Raw genomic sequence first — 14,479 nt, 5'->3', positions numbered from 1 at the left:
AACGTGGCACCGACATCCGACGTACGCGTCGTCGTCATCGACTGCACCGACACCGGAGCGTCCCCGCCCACCGCCACGGATCCGACCTGGATCTGCCGGCTCTTGCGGCGCTCGGCGAGCTTGGTCGGAACGGACGGCATGCCGAGAGAAATCGCAGTCATCTGCTGTGCAACCCCAAGTCGTGGATCAAGGTCCGGCCCCGTTCAGCAGCGGGCTCCAGGCTTCGAGATTACGGCACGCGACCTTGGCCCAGCACATCCCCCACCCGTCAAACCACTCGTTGGAAGGCGACCGGGCGGCGCCCGCCCGGCCGCCTTCCAACGGCCGGTGGCTAGGAGATTTTCACCGGGTTAACCACGTCGGCGATCAGGACGAGGATCGTGAAGCAGATGAAGACGCTCGCCACCACGTAGGCGACCGGCATCAGCTTCGCCACGTCGAACGGGCCGGGGTCCGGGCGGCGCAGCACCCGGGCGAGGTGGCGGCGCAGCGACTCCCACAGGGCGCCCGCGATGTGCCCGCCGTCCAGCGGGAGCAGCGGGAGCATGTTGAACAGGAACAGGGAGAGGTTGAAGCCGGCGACCAGCATCAGGGCCATGGCCAGCTGCTGGGTGGGCGGGATATGCAGGGTGAAGATCTCGCCGCCGACGCGGGCCGCGCCGACCACGCCCATCGGGGAGTCGGGCTGGCGGGGCGCGCCGTCGAAGGCCGCGTCCCACAGGGCGGGGATCTTGCCGGGCAGGCTCGCGATGGAGTCGACGGCCTCGCCGACGCGGTCGCCCATCCATGTCACGGACTGGCCGAGGTCCTGGCGGACGACGCCGGTGGCGGCGCTGAAGCCGAGGAAGCCGGCGGTGACGTACTGGCCCTGGACGATCTGGCCGTGGGAGTCCTTCTTGGCGACCTGGTTGGTGGCGATCTTCGCGTGCAGGGTGACGTCCTGGCCGCCCCGCTCCACCACGACCGGCACCTGCTCGCCGGGGTGGGCGCGGATGAGGTCGGAGAGCCGGTTCCAGTCGTCGGTCTTCACACCGTCGAAGGAGACGATCTTGTCGCCGGCCTTCAGGCCCGCGGCGGCGGCCGGGGAGAGCGGGTCGGACTTCGTGCAGTTGTCGCGGTTCTCGCTCTGGGCGATGACGCACTGGGAGACCGAGCTGACGGTGGTCGTCTGCTGGGAGATGCCGAAGCCCATCAGGACGGTGAGGAACAGCGCGACCGCCATGATCAGGTTCATGAAGGGGCCCGCGAACATCACGATGACCCGCTTCCACGGGGCCCGCGTGTAGAACAGGCGCTTCTCGTCGCCCGGCCCGAGCTCCTCGAAGGCGGCCGAGCGGGCGTCCTCGATCATGCCGCGCCAGGGCGAGGTGGAGCGCGCGGTGATCCGGCCGTCGTCGCCCGGCGGGAACATGCCGATCATGCGGATGTAGCCGCCGAACGGGATGGCCTTGATCCCGTACTCCGTCTCGCCCTTCTTCCGCGACCAGATGGTCGGCCCGAAGCCGACCATGTACTGCGGCACGCGGATGCCGAAGAGCTTGGCGGTGGACAGATGCCCAAGCTCGTGCCACGCGATGGAGACCAGCAGGCCGATCACGAAGACGACTATGCCGAGGATCATCATCAGGGACGTCATGCACGCGCCTCCGCGGTCGCCGTCTGCGCTGTCAGTTCCCGGGCCCGGGCACGCGCCCAGGCCTCCGCTTCGAGGACGTCCGACACGGTCAGGGTAGTTCCCGTGCCGGGCGTGCCGTGCTCCTCGACCACTTGTGTCACGGTCTCCATGATCCCGTTGAAGGGCAGCGCGCCGCGCAGGAACGCGTCGACGCACTCCTCGTTGGCCGCATTGAACACGGCCGGGGCCGTGCCCGCGAGCCGCCCCACGTGCCGGGCGAGGCCGACGGAGGGGAACGCGTCGTCGTCGAGGGGGAAGAACTCCCAGGTCGACGCCGTGCTCCAGTCGAAGGCGGGAGCGGCGTCGGGAACGCGTTCGGGCCAGCCGAGGCCGATGGCGATGGGCCCGCGCATGTCCGGGGGCGTCGCCTGGGCGAGGGTGGATCCGTCGGTGAACTCGACCATCGAGTGGACATACGACTGCGGGTGCACGACGACCTCAATGCGGTCGAAGGGAATGTCGTACAGCAGGTGTGCCTCGATCACCTCCAGGCCCTTGTTGACGAGGGTGGCGGAGTTGATCGTGATCACCGGTCCCATGGCCCAGGTGGGATGGGCGAGGGCGTCCTCGACGGTGACGTCCGCGAGCTCCTCCTTGGTACGGCCGCGGAAGGGGCCGCCGGAGGCGGTGACCACCAGCTTGCGCACATCGGCCCTGGTGCCGGCGGCGAGTGCCTGGAAGAGGGCGGCGTGCTCGGAGTCCACCGGGATGATCTGCCCGGGCTTGGCGAGGGCCTTGACCAGCGGGCCGCCGACGATGAGCGACTCCTTGTTGGCGAGCGCGAGGGTGCGGCCCGCCTCCAGCGCGGCGAGGGTCGGGGCGAGGCCGATGGAGCCGGTGATGCCGTTGAGGACGGTGTGGCAGTCGGAGGCCGCGACCTGGGTGGCCGCGTCGGGCCCGGCGAGGATCTCCGGAAGCGGTTCCCCGCTCCCGTACTCGGCGGCGAGCGCCTCGCGCAGCGCCGGTACGACGTCCTCGCGGGCGACGGCGACGGTCCGGACCCGGAGCCGGTGCGCCTGCTCGGCGAGGAGGCCGACCCGTCCGCCGTTGGCGGAGAGCCCGGTGACCCTGAAGCGGTCCGGGTTGCGCAGCACCAGGTCGATGGCCTGGGTGCCGATGGACCCGGTGGACCCGAGGACCACCACGTCCTTGGGCCCGTCCCCGGCGACGGGATCGAACACGAGATGCGGATCGGCGAGAGGGGCTGGACTGTCGCTCATCCCCCCATTGTGGCGGCAAGACCCGCCCGGGAGGACAGCGCCTCCGTCGGGCGGGGGCGCGTCGCCGAAGGCCGAGGCCGCCCGGCCGGGCCGGGCGGCCTACCGCGGAGGCCCGCCGCACGGCACCGGCCGTCCCCGGCCGATCCCGCGACCGGCCGCGACGACGCACACCGCCCGGTGGACACGGCCCACCTACCGGCGAGGACGCCGCCGGGCTGCCCGGCGGCGTCAGACCGTTCCTGCCGGTTCGCGCGCGGCCGCGTCGGTGCCCGCGCTTTGCGGACGCCGTTCGCCTGCCGGTCGCCCCGGACGCCGGACCGATGTCGCTCCGCAGCCCGTCGCCGGTGGTAGGTGGCCGAGCGGCGCCGTCAGCGGATCGGCCGGTGTACGTTCTCCCGTTCGGACGGGCCCGGTTCCGCCTCCGCGATCCATGGGCCGTCGTCCGAGGGGTCGACGACACCCTGTTCCAGCCACTCGTAGGCGCCGCCGAGGACGCCCTTGACGACCTTGCGGTCGAGGTCGTCGGTGTTGGTCCACAGGCGGTCGAAGAGTTCGTCGACGCGGATGCGGGACTGGCGGCAGAAGGCGTCGGCGAGCTGGTAGGCCTCGCGGCCGTGCTCGCCGCGGGTGCGCAGGAGCTCGGCGCGCACACAGGCCGCGCTCATCGCGAACAGTTCGGCGCCGATGTCGACGACGCGGCCGAGGAAGCCCTGCTTGGTCTCCATCCGGCCCTGCCAGCGGGACATGGCGTAGAAGGTGGAGCGGGCGAGCTTGCGGGCGTGTCGTTCGACGTAGCGCAGGTGCGGGGAGAGGTCGATGTGGCCCGCCGGGTGGAACTCGGCGTACGAACGCGGGAGTTGGCCGGGTCCGGCGACCAGTTTGGGCAGCCACTTGGCGTAGAAGACGCCCGCGTTCGCGCCCGCCTTCGCCTTGTCCTGGAGGGACTTGTCGGGGTCGATGAGGTCGCCGGCGACGGAGAGGTGTGCGTCGACGGCCTCGCGCGCGATCAGCAGGTGCATGATCTCGGTGGAGCCCTCGAAGATGCGGTTGATGCGCAGGTCGCGCAGCATCTGCTCGGCGGGTACGGCGCGTTCGCCGCGGGCGGCCAGGGAGGCGGCGGTCTCGAAGCCGCGGCCGCCGCGGATCTGGACCAGCTCGTCGGCCATCCGCCACGCCATCTCGGAGCCGTAGAGCTTGGCGAGGGCGGCCTCGATGCGGATGTCGTTGCGGTTCTCGTCGGCCATCTGGGAGGCCAGTTCGAGGACGGCCTCCAGGGCGAAGGTGGTGGCCGCGATGAAGGAGATCTTCGAGCCGACCGCCTCGTGCAGCGCGACCGGCTTGCCCCACTGCTCGCGGGCCGCCGACCACTCGCGGGCGATCTTCAGGCACCACTTGCCGGCGCCGGCGCACATCGCGGGCAGGGAGAGCCGGCCGGTGTTGAGCGTGGTCAGGGCGATCTTCAGGCCCTGCCCCTCCTGGCCGATGCGGTTGGCCGCCGGGACGCGGACGCGGTGGAAGCGGGTGACGCCGTTCTCGATGCCGCGCAGACCCATGAAGGCGTTGCGGTTCTCGACGGTGACGCCCTCGGAGGCCGCCTCCACGACGAAGGCGGTGATGCCGCCCCTGTGCCCTTCGGACTTCGGCACACGGGCCATGACCACGAGCAGGTCGGCGACCACGCCGTTGGTGGTCCAGAGCTTGACCCCGTCCAGGACGTAGTCGTCCCCGTCGGGGACGGCGGTGGTGGCCAGGCGGGCCGGGTCGGAGCCGACGTCCGGCTCGGTCAGCAGGAAGGCCGAGATGTCGGTGCGCGCGCAGCGCGGCAGGAAGGTTTCCTTCTGCTCGGGGGTGCCGAAGAGTTTCAGCGGCTGCGGTACGCCGATCGACTGATGCGCGGAGAGCAGGGCGCCTATCGCGGGGCTGGCGGAGCCGGCCAGAGCGAGGGCTTTGTTGTAGTACACCTGGGTCAGGCCGAGGCCGCCGTACTTGGTGTCGATCTTCATGCCGAGGGCGCCGAGCTCCTTGAGCCCGGTGACCACCTCGTCGGGTATCCGAGCGTCGCGTTCGATGCGGGCCGGGTCGATCTTCGTCTCGCAGAAGTCGCGCAGCTTCGCCAGGAACTCCTCGCCGCGCTGGACGTCGTCGTCGGCCGGGAGCGGGTGGGGATGGATGAGGTCGAGCCGGAAGCGGCCGAGGAACAGCTCCTTGGCGAAGCTGGGCTTGCGCCAGTCCTGCTCCCGGGCCGCCTCCGCCACCTGACGCGCCTCGCGCTCGGTGACGGTGGGCTTGTTGGTCATTGGTGCGGACATGAGGCTCACCTCGCCGCGTATAGGGATCTTGGGGACGGTACGTTACTGACCGGTGCTACTGGAACGTATGTACCCGATACCGGGCGGACCCACCACCCCTGGGGAGGGACACTCACGGTCCACCGGCCATACACAGTCTGTTTCGTCGGGGTTTCCGCCAGCATCGGATGAGGGTGGTGTGAACGCCAGTTGTGAACTTCTTCACCGGATTCCTATGAATTTCTCGAAAACCTCAACGGACGACCACAGTTGTGTCATAGGGTCCACGATCACTTGGGTACATCCGTTCGGTGGGGACCGAGAGAGACGGATGGACCCGTGACGACGGCGTATGGCTGGGGGGCGCATGCGAGAAGTCGGCGTGTCGGAGACCACCTCGGAGTCCACCGGGGAGCCGGTGACGGAGAGATCCACGGACGCGACGGCGACGGCCGGGACGACGGGCACGGTGGGGGGAGCGACCACAGCGGGCTCAGCGGGTTCAGTGGGCACAGGAGAGGCCACAGGCACCGTGGGCGCCGTGGGGGCGGCGGACGCGGCGGCGCCCGGCTCCGGCGTGCCGGGGCCACCGGCACCAGCCAAAACGATTCCCCGGGCCGCGCATCGCACGACGCCGGCACCGGAGGCCACGGCGCCGGACGCGTCCCGGCCGGCCAGGCCCGGTTTCGGCCGCCTCGCCAGACCCGCTCCGGGCCGGCTCAGACCGCAGGTCCGAACGGGTGACGGGAAGGCCCGCTGGTACCGGCCGCTCGCGGTGCTCGCCGACACCTGCGGCATCGGTGTCCCGCTGACCGCGGCCCTGGCCGCGGACGGCCAGGACGTGCCCGCGCTCGGCGGGCTGATCGGAGCGGGCGCCTGGACCGCCATTCGGGCGACCCGGCGCCGGTACGCCGCCCAGCGCCTCGGCGAGTCCTGGGGCGTGCTGGCCGCCGTACGGGACTGGGTGCTGCTGGCCGGGTTCCTGGCGCTGGCGCTGACCCTCGCCGGCCTGGACGACGGTCCCCGGCCGACCCTGGCGCTCGCCGCCCTCACCCCCGGCCTCGCCCTGGCCGCGGCGGTCGCACTGACGACGAAACTGCACCTGAACCGGCAGCGGCGCCAGGCGCGCGCGGTGCGCCGGGCGCTGGTGGTGGGTGAGCCGGCCGCCGTGGACCAGGTCGTCTCCCGCCTCGCCTCCCGCACGGACCACGCCTACGTGGTCGTCGGGGTGGTCCCGGTCGGCTCCCGGGCCGTGCAGTGCGGCATGCCCGTCGCCCAGCGGCTGCCGGACATCGGCACCGACCGCGCGGGGGACGCGGACGCCGTCCTGCGGGCGGTGGCCGACCACGGGGCGGACGCCGCCCTGGTCGTGCCGGGGCTGCGGATGACCGGCGAGCGGCTGCGGCACGTGGCCTGGGCGCTGCACGGCGCCGGGCTCCAGCTCGCCGTGGTGCCCGGACTCGCCGAGGTCACCGAGTCCCGGGTACGGCCCACCACGGCGGCCGGGCTGACCGTTCTGCAGGTGGCACCGCCCGCTCAGCAGTTCGGGCAGCCGGTGCTGAAGTCGCTGCTGGACCGGCTGGGCGCGGCCCTCGGGCTCGTGGTGCTGGCACCGCTGTTCGCGGCGCTGGCGGTGGCCGTGCGCTGCACCTCGCCGGGACCGGTCTTCCACCGGCAGATCCGCTGCGGGCTGGACGGCCGGCCGTTCACCATGTGGAAGTTCCGCACCATGGTCGTCGACGCCGAGGCCCGCCGGGCCGAACTCACCCGCTCGGGCGCCAACCAGCACGACGGCCACATGTTCAAGATGCGGCGCGACCCGCGTGTCACCCCGCTCGGCTCCGTGCTGCGCCGGCTGTCCCTGGACGAGCTGCCGCAGCTGCTCAACGTCCTCCGCGGTGACATGTCCCTGATAGGGCCGCGACCGCCGCTGCCCGACGAGGTGGCCCGCTACACCCGCACCGAGCTGCGGCGGCTCGCCGTAAAGCCGGGCATGACCGGGCTGTGGCAGGTCAGCGGGCGCTCGGACCTGTCCTGGGACGAGACGGTGTCGCTGGACCTGTGGTACGTGGACAACTGGTCGGTCGCCACCGATGTGGAGATCATGACCCGGACCCTGCGCGCGGTCGTCGACGGCCGCGGTGCGTACTGAGGGGCCGCCATGGGTGCCACCCGCTCCGGGGGCCCGCCCGTGGGCCGGGCCCCGGAGCCGAGGATCCGCTCAGCCGGTCCGCTGCTGGGCCAGCCACCACTCGTACGTCGCCGCGATGCCGTCCCGCAGGGCCACGGCGGGCTTGAAGCCGAGCGAGGTGAGCCGGGAGACGTCCAGGAGCTTGCGCGGGGTGCCGTCGGGCTTGCTGGTGTCCCAGACGACGGACCCCTCATAGCCCGTCACCTGACGCACTACTTCGGCGAGTTCGCTGATCGGCAGGTCCTCGCCGCAGCCGATGTTGACCGGGCCGTCGCCGTCGTAGCGCTCCAGGAGCAGGGCGCAGGCCGCCGCCACGTCGTCGACGTGCAGGAACTCCCGGCGCGGGGTGCCGGTACCCCACAGCACGACCTCCGGCGCGCCGCTGACGCGGGCCTCGTGGAAGCGGCGTACGAGCGCGGGCAGCACGTGCGAGGTGGCCAGGTCGAAGTTGTCGCCGGGACCGTAGAGGTTGGTCGGCATGGCGCTGATGTACGAGGCGCCGTACTGGCGGCGGTAGGACTGCACCTGGGTGATGCCGGCGATCTTGGCGATGGCGTACGCCTCGTTGGTCGGCTCCAGCGGGCCGGTGAGCAGCGACTCCTCGCGGATGGGCTGCTCGGCGTGCTTGGGATAGATGCAGGACGAGCCGAGGAACAGCAGGCGCGGGACGCGGGCGGCGTGCGCGCCGGCGATGACGCTCAGCTGGATCCGCAGGTTGTCCTCCAGGAACTGCACCGGAGAGGTGCTGTTGGCCATGATCCCGCCGACCTTGGCGGCGGCCAGCACGACGGCGTCCGGGCGGGCGTCGCGCAGGAAGGCCTCGGTCCGCGCGGCGTCGCGCAGGTCGAGCTGGTCCCGGGAGCGGGTGAGCACCTCGTGTCCGTCGGCCGCCAGCCGGCGGGCCACCGCGGACCCGACCAGGCCCCGGTGGCCCGCGACGAACACGCGGGCCGCGCGCGGGAGCAGCGAGGGCGAGGACGCGCCCGGGGCCGTGAGCGAGGACGAGGACGCCGGCGAGGGCGCCGTGGGCTGGTGCGAAGCGTCAGCTGTCATGCACGGATTCTGCCAGCGCCGGACGGCCTCGGGGGACGTTCCTCGACAGATCAGAGCAATTCACATGAAAACGTGACCGATCGGTCACGTCGGAGGGGGTTTTGAATGGGCAAGTCGGCTCTCATCACCGGGGTGACCGGCCAGGACGGCTCCTATCTGGCGGAGCTGCTGCTGGCCAAGGGCTACACCGTGCACGGCCTGATCCGCCGGTCGTCGACGTTCAACACCGAGCGAATCGACCACATCTACCAGGGCCCGGACCAGCCGGAGCGGACGTTCGTGCTGCACTACGCCGATCTGTCGGACGGGGTGGCGCTGGTGAACCTGCTGCGGGACCTCAGGCCCGACGAGGTGTACAACCTGGGTGCCCAGTCCCATGTGCGGGTCTCCTTCGACGCGCCGCTGTACACGGGCGACGTGACCGGGCTGAGCACCATCCGGCTCCTGGAGGCGGTGCGGGCCAGCGGCATCGAGACCCGGCTGTACCAGGCGTCGTCCTCGGAGATGTTCGGCGCGACCCCGCCCCCGCAGAACGAGAAGACGCCGTTCCACCCCCGCAGCCCCTACGGCTGCGCCAAGGTCTTCGGGTACTGGGCGACCGTCAACTACCGCGAGGCGTACGACATGTTCGCGGTCAACGGCATCCTCTTCAACCACGAGTCGCCGCGCCGGGGCGAGACCTTCGTGACCCGGAAGATCACGCGTGCGGTCGCCCGGATCAAGGCGGGCCTGCAGGACCGCCTCTACCTCGGCAACCTCGACGCGGTGCGCGACTGGGGGTACGCGCCCGAGTACGTCGAGGCGATGTGGCGGATGCTCCAGCGGGACGTGCCCGACGACTACGTGGTGGCCACCGGCGAGCCCGCGACGGTACGGCAGTTCCTGGAGGTCGCGTTCTCGCACGCCGGCCTGGACTGGACCGAGTTCGTCCGCTACGACCCCAAGTACGAGCGCCCCAGCGAGGTCGACGCCCTCATCGGGGACGCCTCCAAGGCCGAGGAACTGCTGGACTGGAAGCCCTCGGTGAGGGTGCAGGAGCTCGCCCGGATCATGGTGGACGCCGATGTGGCCCGCCTGGAGGCCGAGCTGACCGGCACCGCCGTACGCGTGGACCGGTGAACGGCCCGCACGCCACCCCTTGAGCCCTCTCCCACCGCCGGGCGGCCCGGCCTCCCCCCTCCCCCGGGCCGCCCGGCCCTTCGTACCCGCCCGGCACCCCCTCCACAGGGACGCCCCCACAGCACGGACGCACCCGCTCGCACAGCTAGGAGAAACCATGCACGGCAGATCCATACGCCCCGGACGGCCGGGGCAGCGCGGACCAGGACGCCGCAGGACCCTCACCGCGCTCGCCCTGGCCTGCGCCACTCCCCTGCTCTGCCTGCCGCTCGCCACAGGCCAGGCCGGGGCGCTCACCCCGCCGGTCGCCCTGACCGCCGACAAGCTGCCCACCTGGCAGGCCAACGGCATCGTGTGGGCCCTCGCCCAGGCCCAGGGCGTGGTGTTCGCCGGCGGCACCTTCTCGGCGATCCGGCCCGCCGGGACCGCGGCGGGAGACCCCGCTGAGCGGTCGGCGGTGAACTTCGCGGCGTTCGACGCGGCGACCGGTGCACCCACCGACTGCCAGTTGTCGTTCACGGTGGGCAGCGGGACCGCGACCGTGCGCGCGCTCGCCGTGTCGCCGGACGGCAGAACCCTGTACGCCGGCGGGTACTTCGGCGCGGTCAACGGGGTCGGCGTGAGCAGCCTGGCCGCCATCGACATCGCCACGTGCACGCCCCGCACCGACTTCCGTCCGTCGGTCCCGGCCACCGTGCGCGCGCTGGCCGTGACCGCCGACACCGTCTACTTCGGCGGCGACTTCACCAGTGTCAACGGCACCACCCGGCAGCGGTTCGCCGCCGTGGACACCGCCGGGGACCTGACCCCCTGGACCGTGAACGCGGACGAGCCCGGACGAGCCGTGGAGGTGACCGCGGACGGCAGGCACGTGGCGGTCGGCGGCGACTTCTTCACCGTCAACGGCAGCGACTCGCACGCCCTGGCCGTCACCGACGCCGGCACCGGTGCGGTGACCCACGCCTACCCGCGCGGCTTCTTCCAGGACACCTCCGTCGTCAAGGACATCACCGCCGACGCGACGGGTGTCTACACCGCCAACGAGGGCACCGGCGGGTTCGACGGGCGGACCGCCTTCGACCCGGACACCTTCGCGCAGCGCTGGCGCGACACCTGCCTCGGTGCCACCCAGGCGCTCCAGCTGTACAAGGGGCTGGTCTACAGCGCCTCGCACGCCCACGACTGCTCCTCGATGGGCGGGTTCCCGGACGGCCAGCGGCACCATCTGCTGGCCGAGGGCATCAACGACCCGCACATGGTCGGCTGGGCCCCCGACACCAACGACGGCATCGGTGAGGGAATCGGCCCGCGGGTGTTCGCCCTCGCCCCCAAGGACGGCACCGACTACCTGTGGGTGGGCGGCGAGTTCACCACCGTCAACGGCACCGCCCAGCAGTCCCTGACCCGGGTCTCCTCCGGCCCGGACACCGGGGCGCCGACCGTGCCGCAGGTGCAGGTGGAGAGCACCGAGGCGGGCAAGGTCGCGGTGCACTGGCGCTCCAGCTACGACACCGACGACAGCAGCCTGACCTATCGCGTCTACAAGGACGACGGCACCACCCCGGTGTACCAGGTGACCGCCGGCTCGCTGCCCTGGTCCCGGCCCCAGCTCACGTGGACGGACACGAGCGTGGCGGCGGGCGAGACGCACTCGTACCGGATCACCGCCTCGGACGGCACCAACACCTCCGGCAAGTCGGCCGCCCAGTCGGTGCGGGTGGCCTCGGCGGCGGACGCCTACGCCGCGAAGGTCCGCGGTGACGGCGCCTCCCTGTACTGGCGCTTCAACGAGACCTCCGGCGCCTACGCGGCCGACAGCTCCAGCGGCGACGACAACGGGGTGCACTGGAACGCGCCGACGCAGGCCGTCGCGGACGGGGCGGCCGGTTCGGGCCGCTCGGTCGAGTACACCGGCTCGCAGAGCGAGTGGACGTACACCGACAAGCCGCACAGCGCGCCGTCCACCTTCTCGCTGGAGCTGTGGTTCAAGACCACCAGCACCACCGGCGGCAAGCTCATCGGCTACGGCAACAAGGTCCAGCTGGTGTCCAGCCGGCAGGACAAGAACATCTACATGACCAACGACGGACGGCTCGTCTTCGGCGTGTACACCGGCTCGGTGAGGGCGGTCACCACCTCCCAGACGTACAACGACGGGAAGTGGCACCACGTGGTCGCCACCGAGGGCTCCGGCGGCATCAGCCTGTACGTCGACGGCAGCCTGCGCGGCGCCAACCCGCTCGTCTCGGGCAACCAGTCGTTCACGGGCTACTGGCGCGTCGGCGGGGACAACCTGGACTCCTGGCCGAACAAGCCGTCGAGCCGGTTCTACACGGGGCGGATCGACGAGGTGGCCGTCTACGGCAAGGCGCTGACGGCGAGCCAGGTCCTGGCCCACTACAAGGCGGGGACGGGCGGCTGATGAAGAAGGTCTCGCTGGTCGCGCTCGCCCTGCTGGCGCCGCTGCTGCTGGCCGGCTGCGGCAGCTCGGACAAGGGCGGGCGGCACACCGGGGCGGACGGGAGCGCGACGCCGCGCCCGGCCGCCCCGGCCGCCGCCGCACCGTCCGGGGACGGTACGTCCGCCACGCCGTCGTCCGGTGCGCCCTCGCCGGGCCGGACCGCCGCGGGCGGCGCCGCCCAGGGCCCGCGGAACACCGTCCCCGATGCCGAACTCACCCCGGCCACCGGGTCGTTCACCAAGAAGGAGAAGAAGTACCTGTCGGGCCGGGTGCCCAAGGGCATGGACCCGGCGGCGATCCTCCAGGCCGGGCAGGACGTCTGCGACCGGCTCGCGTACACGGCGAAGGTCGACCGGGACGCGGCCGTGGGCGCGGTCATCGCGGGTGACATCAAGGGGGCCGACGCCGCCGTCAACGGCCTGTGCCCGGATCAGAAGCCGCTGATCGAGGCGGCGAAGGGCGGCTACGCGGACGGCACGCACGCCGCTCCGGCGCCCGGCACCTACCGTGCGCTGACCAAGTCGAAGGACTGCTCCTGGTCGCTGGACGGCGCCTCGGGCCGGCAGCACACGATCACCGTGCGGAAGGGGACGAAGACGTTCACGTCCACCGGGTGCTACGCCTGGGCCCGTACCTGACGGCACCGTGCGTGGGGGCCGCCGGAACGCGGCCCCCACGGCCGGCGGGCTCAGCGCAGGGACTGGTACAGGGTGTGGAGCCGGTCGGTGACCGCGTCCAGGGAGAAGGACGTGCGCGACAGTTCCCAGGCGGCCTTCGAGGCGCGCTCGCCGGTGTCGGCGTCCAGCAGGTCCAGGATCTGCCCGGCCAGGTGCCGCGGGTCCGGGCAGACGCGGCCGGCGCCGGTGCGGGCGAGGTCGTCGGCGAGCCCGTTGGTCGGGGTCACCACCGACGGCACCCCCACCGACAGCGCCTCCAGCACCGACATCGGGAACGGCTCGTCCACCGACGGCAGTACGTGCACATGGGTGCGGCGCAGCTCGTCCAGGACGGCGCCAGGAGCGAGGGTGCCCAGGTAGTCGACGGAGGCGGCCACGCCCAGTTCCCCGGCCAGTTTCAGCGCCGTGCCCAGCTCGCCCTCGTCGGCCCCGGCGAGCACGAAGCGGGCGTCGGGGTGGCGGCGCAGCACCTCGGGGGCGGCGGCGACGAAGTCGGCGGGGCGCTTGCGGGCGTGCATACGGGCCAGATAGAGCAGCCGGGGCGGTCCGGGCGGGTGCGGGCGGCGGTCCTGCGCGGGGACGCCGTTGACCAGCCGTACGCCGTTGCCGGGGTCGGGGCCGCCGAGCACGGAGTCCAGCCCCTTGCGCTCGTAGGAGGTCAGGTGCAGCACGGCCGAGGCGCGGCGCAGCACCCGGCGTACGGCAAGCAGGTCGAGCAGCTTGGCGAGCGCCTTGTCGCTGGGGTCGACCATGCCGTGGGTCTGCACCACCAGCGGGCGCCGGGCGCCGAGCGCGGCCAGCGCGAGGGGCAGGGTCACCAGGTCGCGGGCGAGGTGGACATGGACCACGTCGGCGTCGCGCACCAGGCGGCGGGCGCCGGCCAGCAGCGCGGGTGAGGTGATCCCGCTGAAGCCGGCGCCGGGCAGGACCCGGCGGGCCGGGTAGAGACGGGCGGGGCGGCCGTCGACGTCGGTGGGCAGCGGCCCGTCGAAGCCGGAGCCGAGGGCGACGATCCTGCTGTCGACGCCGCGGGCGGCGAGCCCCGTGGTGAGGTTCACGGCGACCCGGACGGGGCCGCCGAAGGACTGGGTGGGGGTGTGCAGGGTGACGGCGTGCAGAGCTCTCACCGGGCGCGCTCCTTCACGGCCTTCGTCGCCTTCAGGGCCGGGTGCGGTGCGGGCTCCTTCAGCGCGCGGGTGCCGTCGGCCGTGTACAGGGTCAGCTCCGGCAGGTCGCGGTTCAGGACCGTGCCCGCGGAGACCACCGCGTGCCGTCCGACGGTCACCCCGGCGAGCACGGTGGCCCGTGCGGCGATCCAGGCGCCGTCCTCCACCCGGATCGGCGCGTTGCGGTAGCGGAAGTCGGTGGTGCGGTGGTCGTGGCTGCCGGTGCACAGCAGCGCCTCCTGGGAGACGCACACATGGGAGCCGATGGTGACCGGCTCCAGGTTCAGCAGCCAGGCGCCCTCGCCGATCCACGTGTGGTCCCCGACGGCCAGCTTCCACGGCCACAGCACCCGGACCCGGTGCCGGATCAGCACCCCTTCACCGATCCGCGCGCCGAAGGCCCGCAGCAGCGCAACGCGCAGCCGGGCCGGGCAGAACCACGCCATGAAGAGCGTGTTCATCACGCAGAACCAGAGCGCCTGGGTGACGATCCCGCGCCCCTTGTCGTATCCGGACAGTGTGAACGTTCTTAGATCGCGCACGTGTTCCCCCTCCGGATCCACCCTAGGGATTTCCACCGTCACTCGCACACAAATCCGTAGACTCTGTGAACGAAAAGCGACAGGGGG

General features: G+C 72.1%; 11 protein-coding genes. 4 read left to right on the top strand and 7 right to left on the bottom strand.

Annotated features, from left to right (window positions below; genetic code table 11):
• The 4 genes from IE318_RS15440 to IE318_RS15425 form a co-directional block, all read right to left on the bottom strand.
• Window positions 1–161 (bottom strand): flavodoxin-dependent (E)-4-hydroxy-3-methylbut-2-enyl-diphosphate synthase (locus tag IE318_RS15440; RefSeq protein WP_355901023.1); only part of this gene is annotated, 161 nt, incomplete at its 3' end.
• Between the two features lie 170 nt (window positions 162–331).
• Window positions 332–1,636, bottom strand: a complete 1,305-nt coding sequence (locus IE318_RS15435) for a M50 family metallopeptidase (protein ID WP_506005412.1) — start codon at window positions 1,634–1,636, stop codon at window positions 332–334.
• A complete protein-coding gene (dxr, locus tag IE318_RS15430) occupies window positions 1,633–2,895 on the bottom strand; it encodes a 1-deoxy-D-xylulose-5-phosphate reductoisomerase (protein ID WP_189900666.1) in 1,263 nt (420 codons plus the stop codon). Before dxr ends, IE318_RS15435 begins: the two co-directional genes overlap by 4 nt.
• A 368-nt stretch (window positions 2,896–3,263) precedes the next feature.
• Window positions 3,264–5,204, bottom strand: a complete 1,941-nt coding sequence (locus IE318_RS15425) for an acyl-CoA dehydrogenase family protein (RefSeq protein ID WP_030168053.1) — start codon at window positions 5,202–5,204, stop codon at window positions 3,264–3,266.
• Window positions 5,205–5,958: 754 nt separating this feature from the next.
• Between IE318_RS15425 and IE318_RS15420 the strand changes: the two genes are divergently transcribed.
• Window positions 5,959–7,335, top strand: coding sequence for a sugar transferase (locus tag IE318_RS15420; RefSeq protein WP_229903529.1), 1,377 nt, complete (start codon window positions 5,959–5,961; stop codon window positions 7,333–7,335).
• A gap of 69 nt (window positions 7,336–7,404) precedes the next feature.
• Here the strand turns inward: IE318_RS15420 and IE318_RS15415 are convergent, their stop codons facing one another.
• Window positions 7,405–8,427 (bottom strand): GDP-L-fucose synthase family protein, encoded by a 1,023-nt coding sequence (locus IE318_RS15415; protein WP_189900664.1) that lies wholly within the window; start codon window positions 8,425–8,427, stop codon window positions 7,405–7,407.
• A 105-nt stretch (window positions 8,428–8,532) separates the two neighbouring features.
• On the opposite strand from IE318_RS15415, the gene gmd reads away from it, so the two are divergent.
• The 3 genes from gmd (at window position 8,533) to IE318_RS15400 (ending at window position 12,645) form a co-directional block, all read left to right on the top strand.
• Window positions 8,533–9,546 carry a GDP-mannose 4,6-dehydratase gene (gene gmd / locus IE318_RS15410; RefSeq protein WP_189900662.1) on the top strand — a complete coding sequence of 338 codons (1,014 nt, stop codon included), beginning with the start codon at window positions 8,533–8,535 and terminating at the stop codon, window positions 9,544–9,546.
• Window positions 9,547–9,703: 157 nt separating this feature from the next.
• Window positions 9,704–11,968, top strand: a complete 2,265-nt coding sequence (locus IE318_RS15405; RefSeq protein ID WP_189900660.1) for a LamG-like jellyroll fold domain-containing protein — start codon at window positions 9,704–9,706, stop codon at window positions 11,966–11,968.
• Window positions 11,968–12,645, top strand: a complete 678-nt coding sequence (locus IE318_RS15400) for a hypothetical protein (RefSeq protein WP_189900659.1) — start codon at window positions 11,968–11,970, stop codon at window positions 12,643–12,645. The genes IE318_RS15405 and IE318_RS15400 overlap by 1 nt, the downstream gene beginning before the upstream one ends.
• Window positions 12,646–12,695: 50 nt before the next feature.
• Here IE318_RS15400 and IE318_RS15395 read toward each other — a convergent pair whose 3' ends face one another.
• Both IE318_RS15395 and IE318_RS15390 read right to left on the bottom strand, forming a co-directional pair.
• Window positions 12,696–13,811 (bottom strand): glycosyltransferase, encoded by a 1,116-nt coding sequence (locus IE318_RS15395; RefSeq protein WP_189900657.1) that lies wholly within the window; start codon window positions 13,809–13,811, stop codon window positions 12,696–12,698.
• On the bottom strand, window positions 13,808–14,392 hold the full coding sequence (locus IE318_RS15390; protein WP_229903528.1) for a WcaF family extracellular polysaccharide biosynthesis acetyltransferase: 585 nt from the start codon (window positions 14,390–14,392) through the stop codon (window positions 13,808–13,810). The genes IE318_RS15395 and IE318_RS15390 overlap by 4 nt, the downstream gene beginning before the upstream one ends.
• Between the last annotated feature and the right edge of the window lie 87 nt (window positions 14,393–14,479).

The sequence above is a fragment of the Streptomyces spiralis genome, assembly GCF_014654675.1.
GTDB classification, from domain to species: Bacteria; Actinomycetota; Actinomycetes; order Streptomycetales; family Streptomycetaceae; genus Streptomyces; species Streptomyces spiralis.
This window is presented reverse-complemented; position numbering and strand designations above follow the sequence as displayed.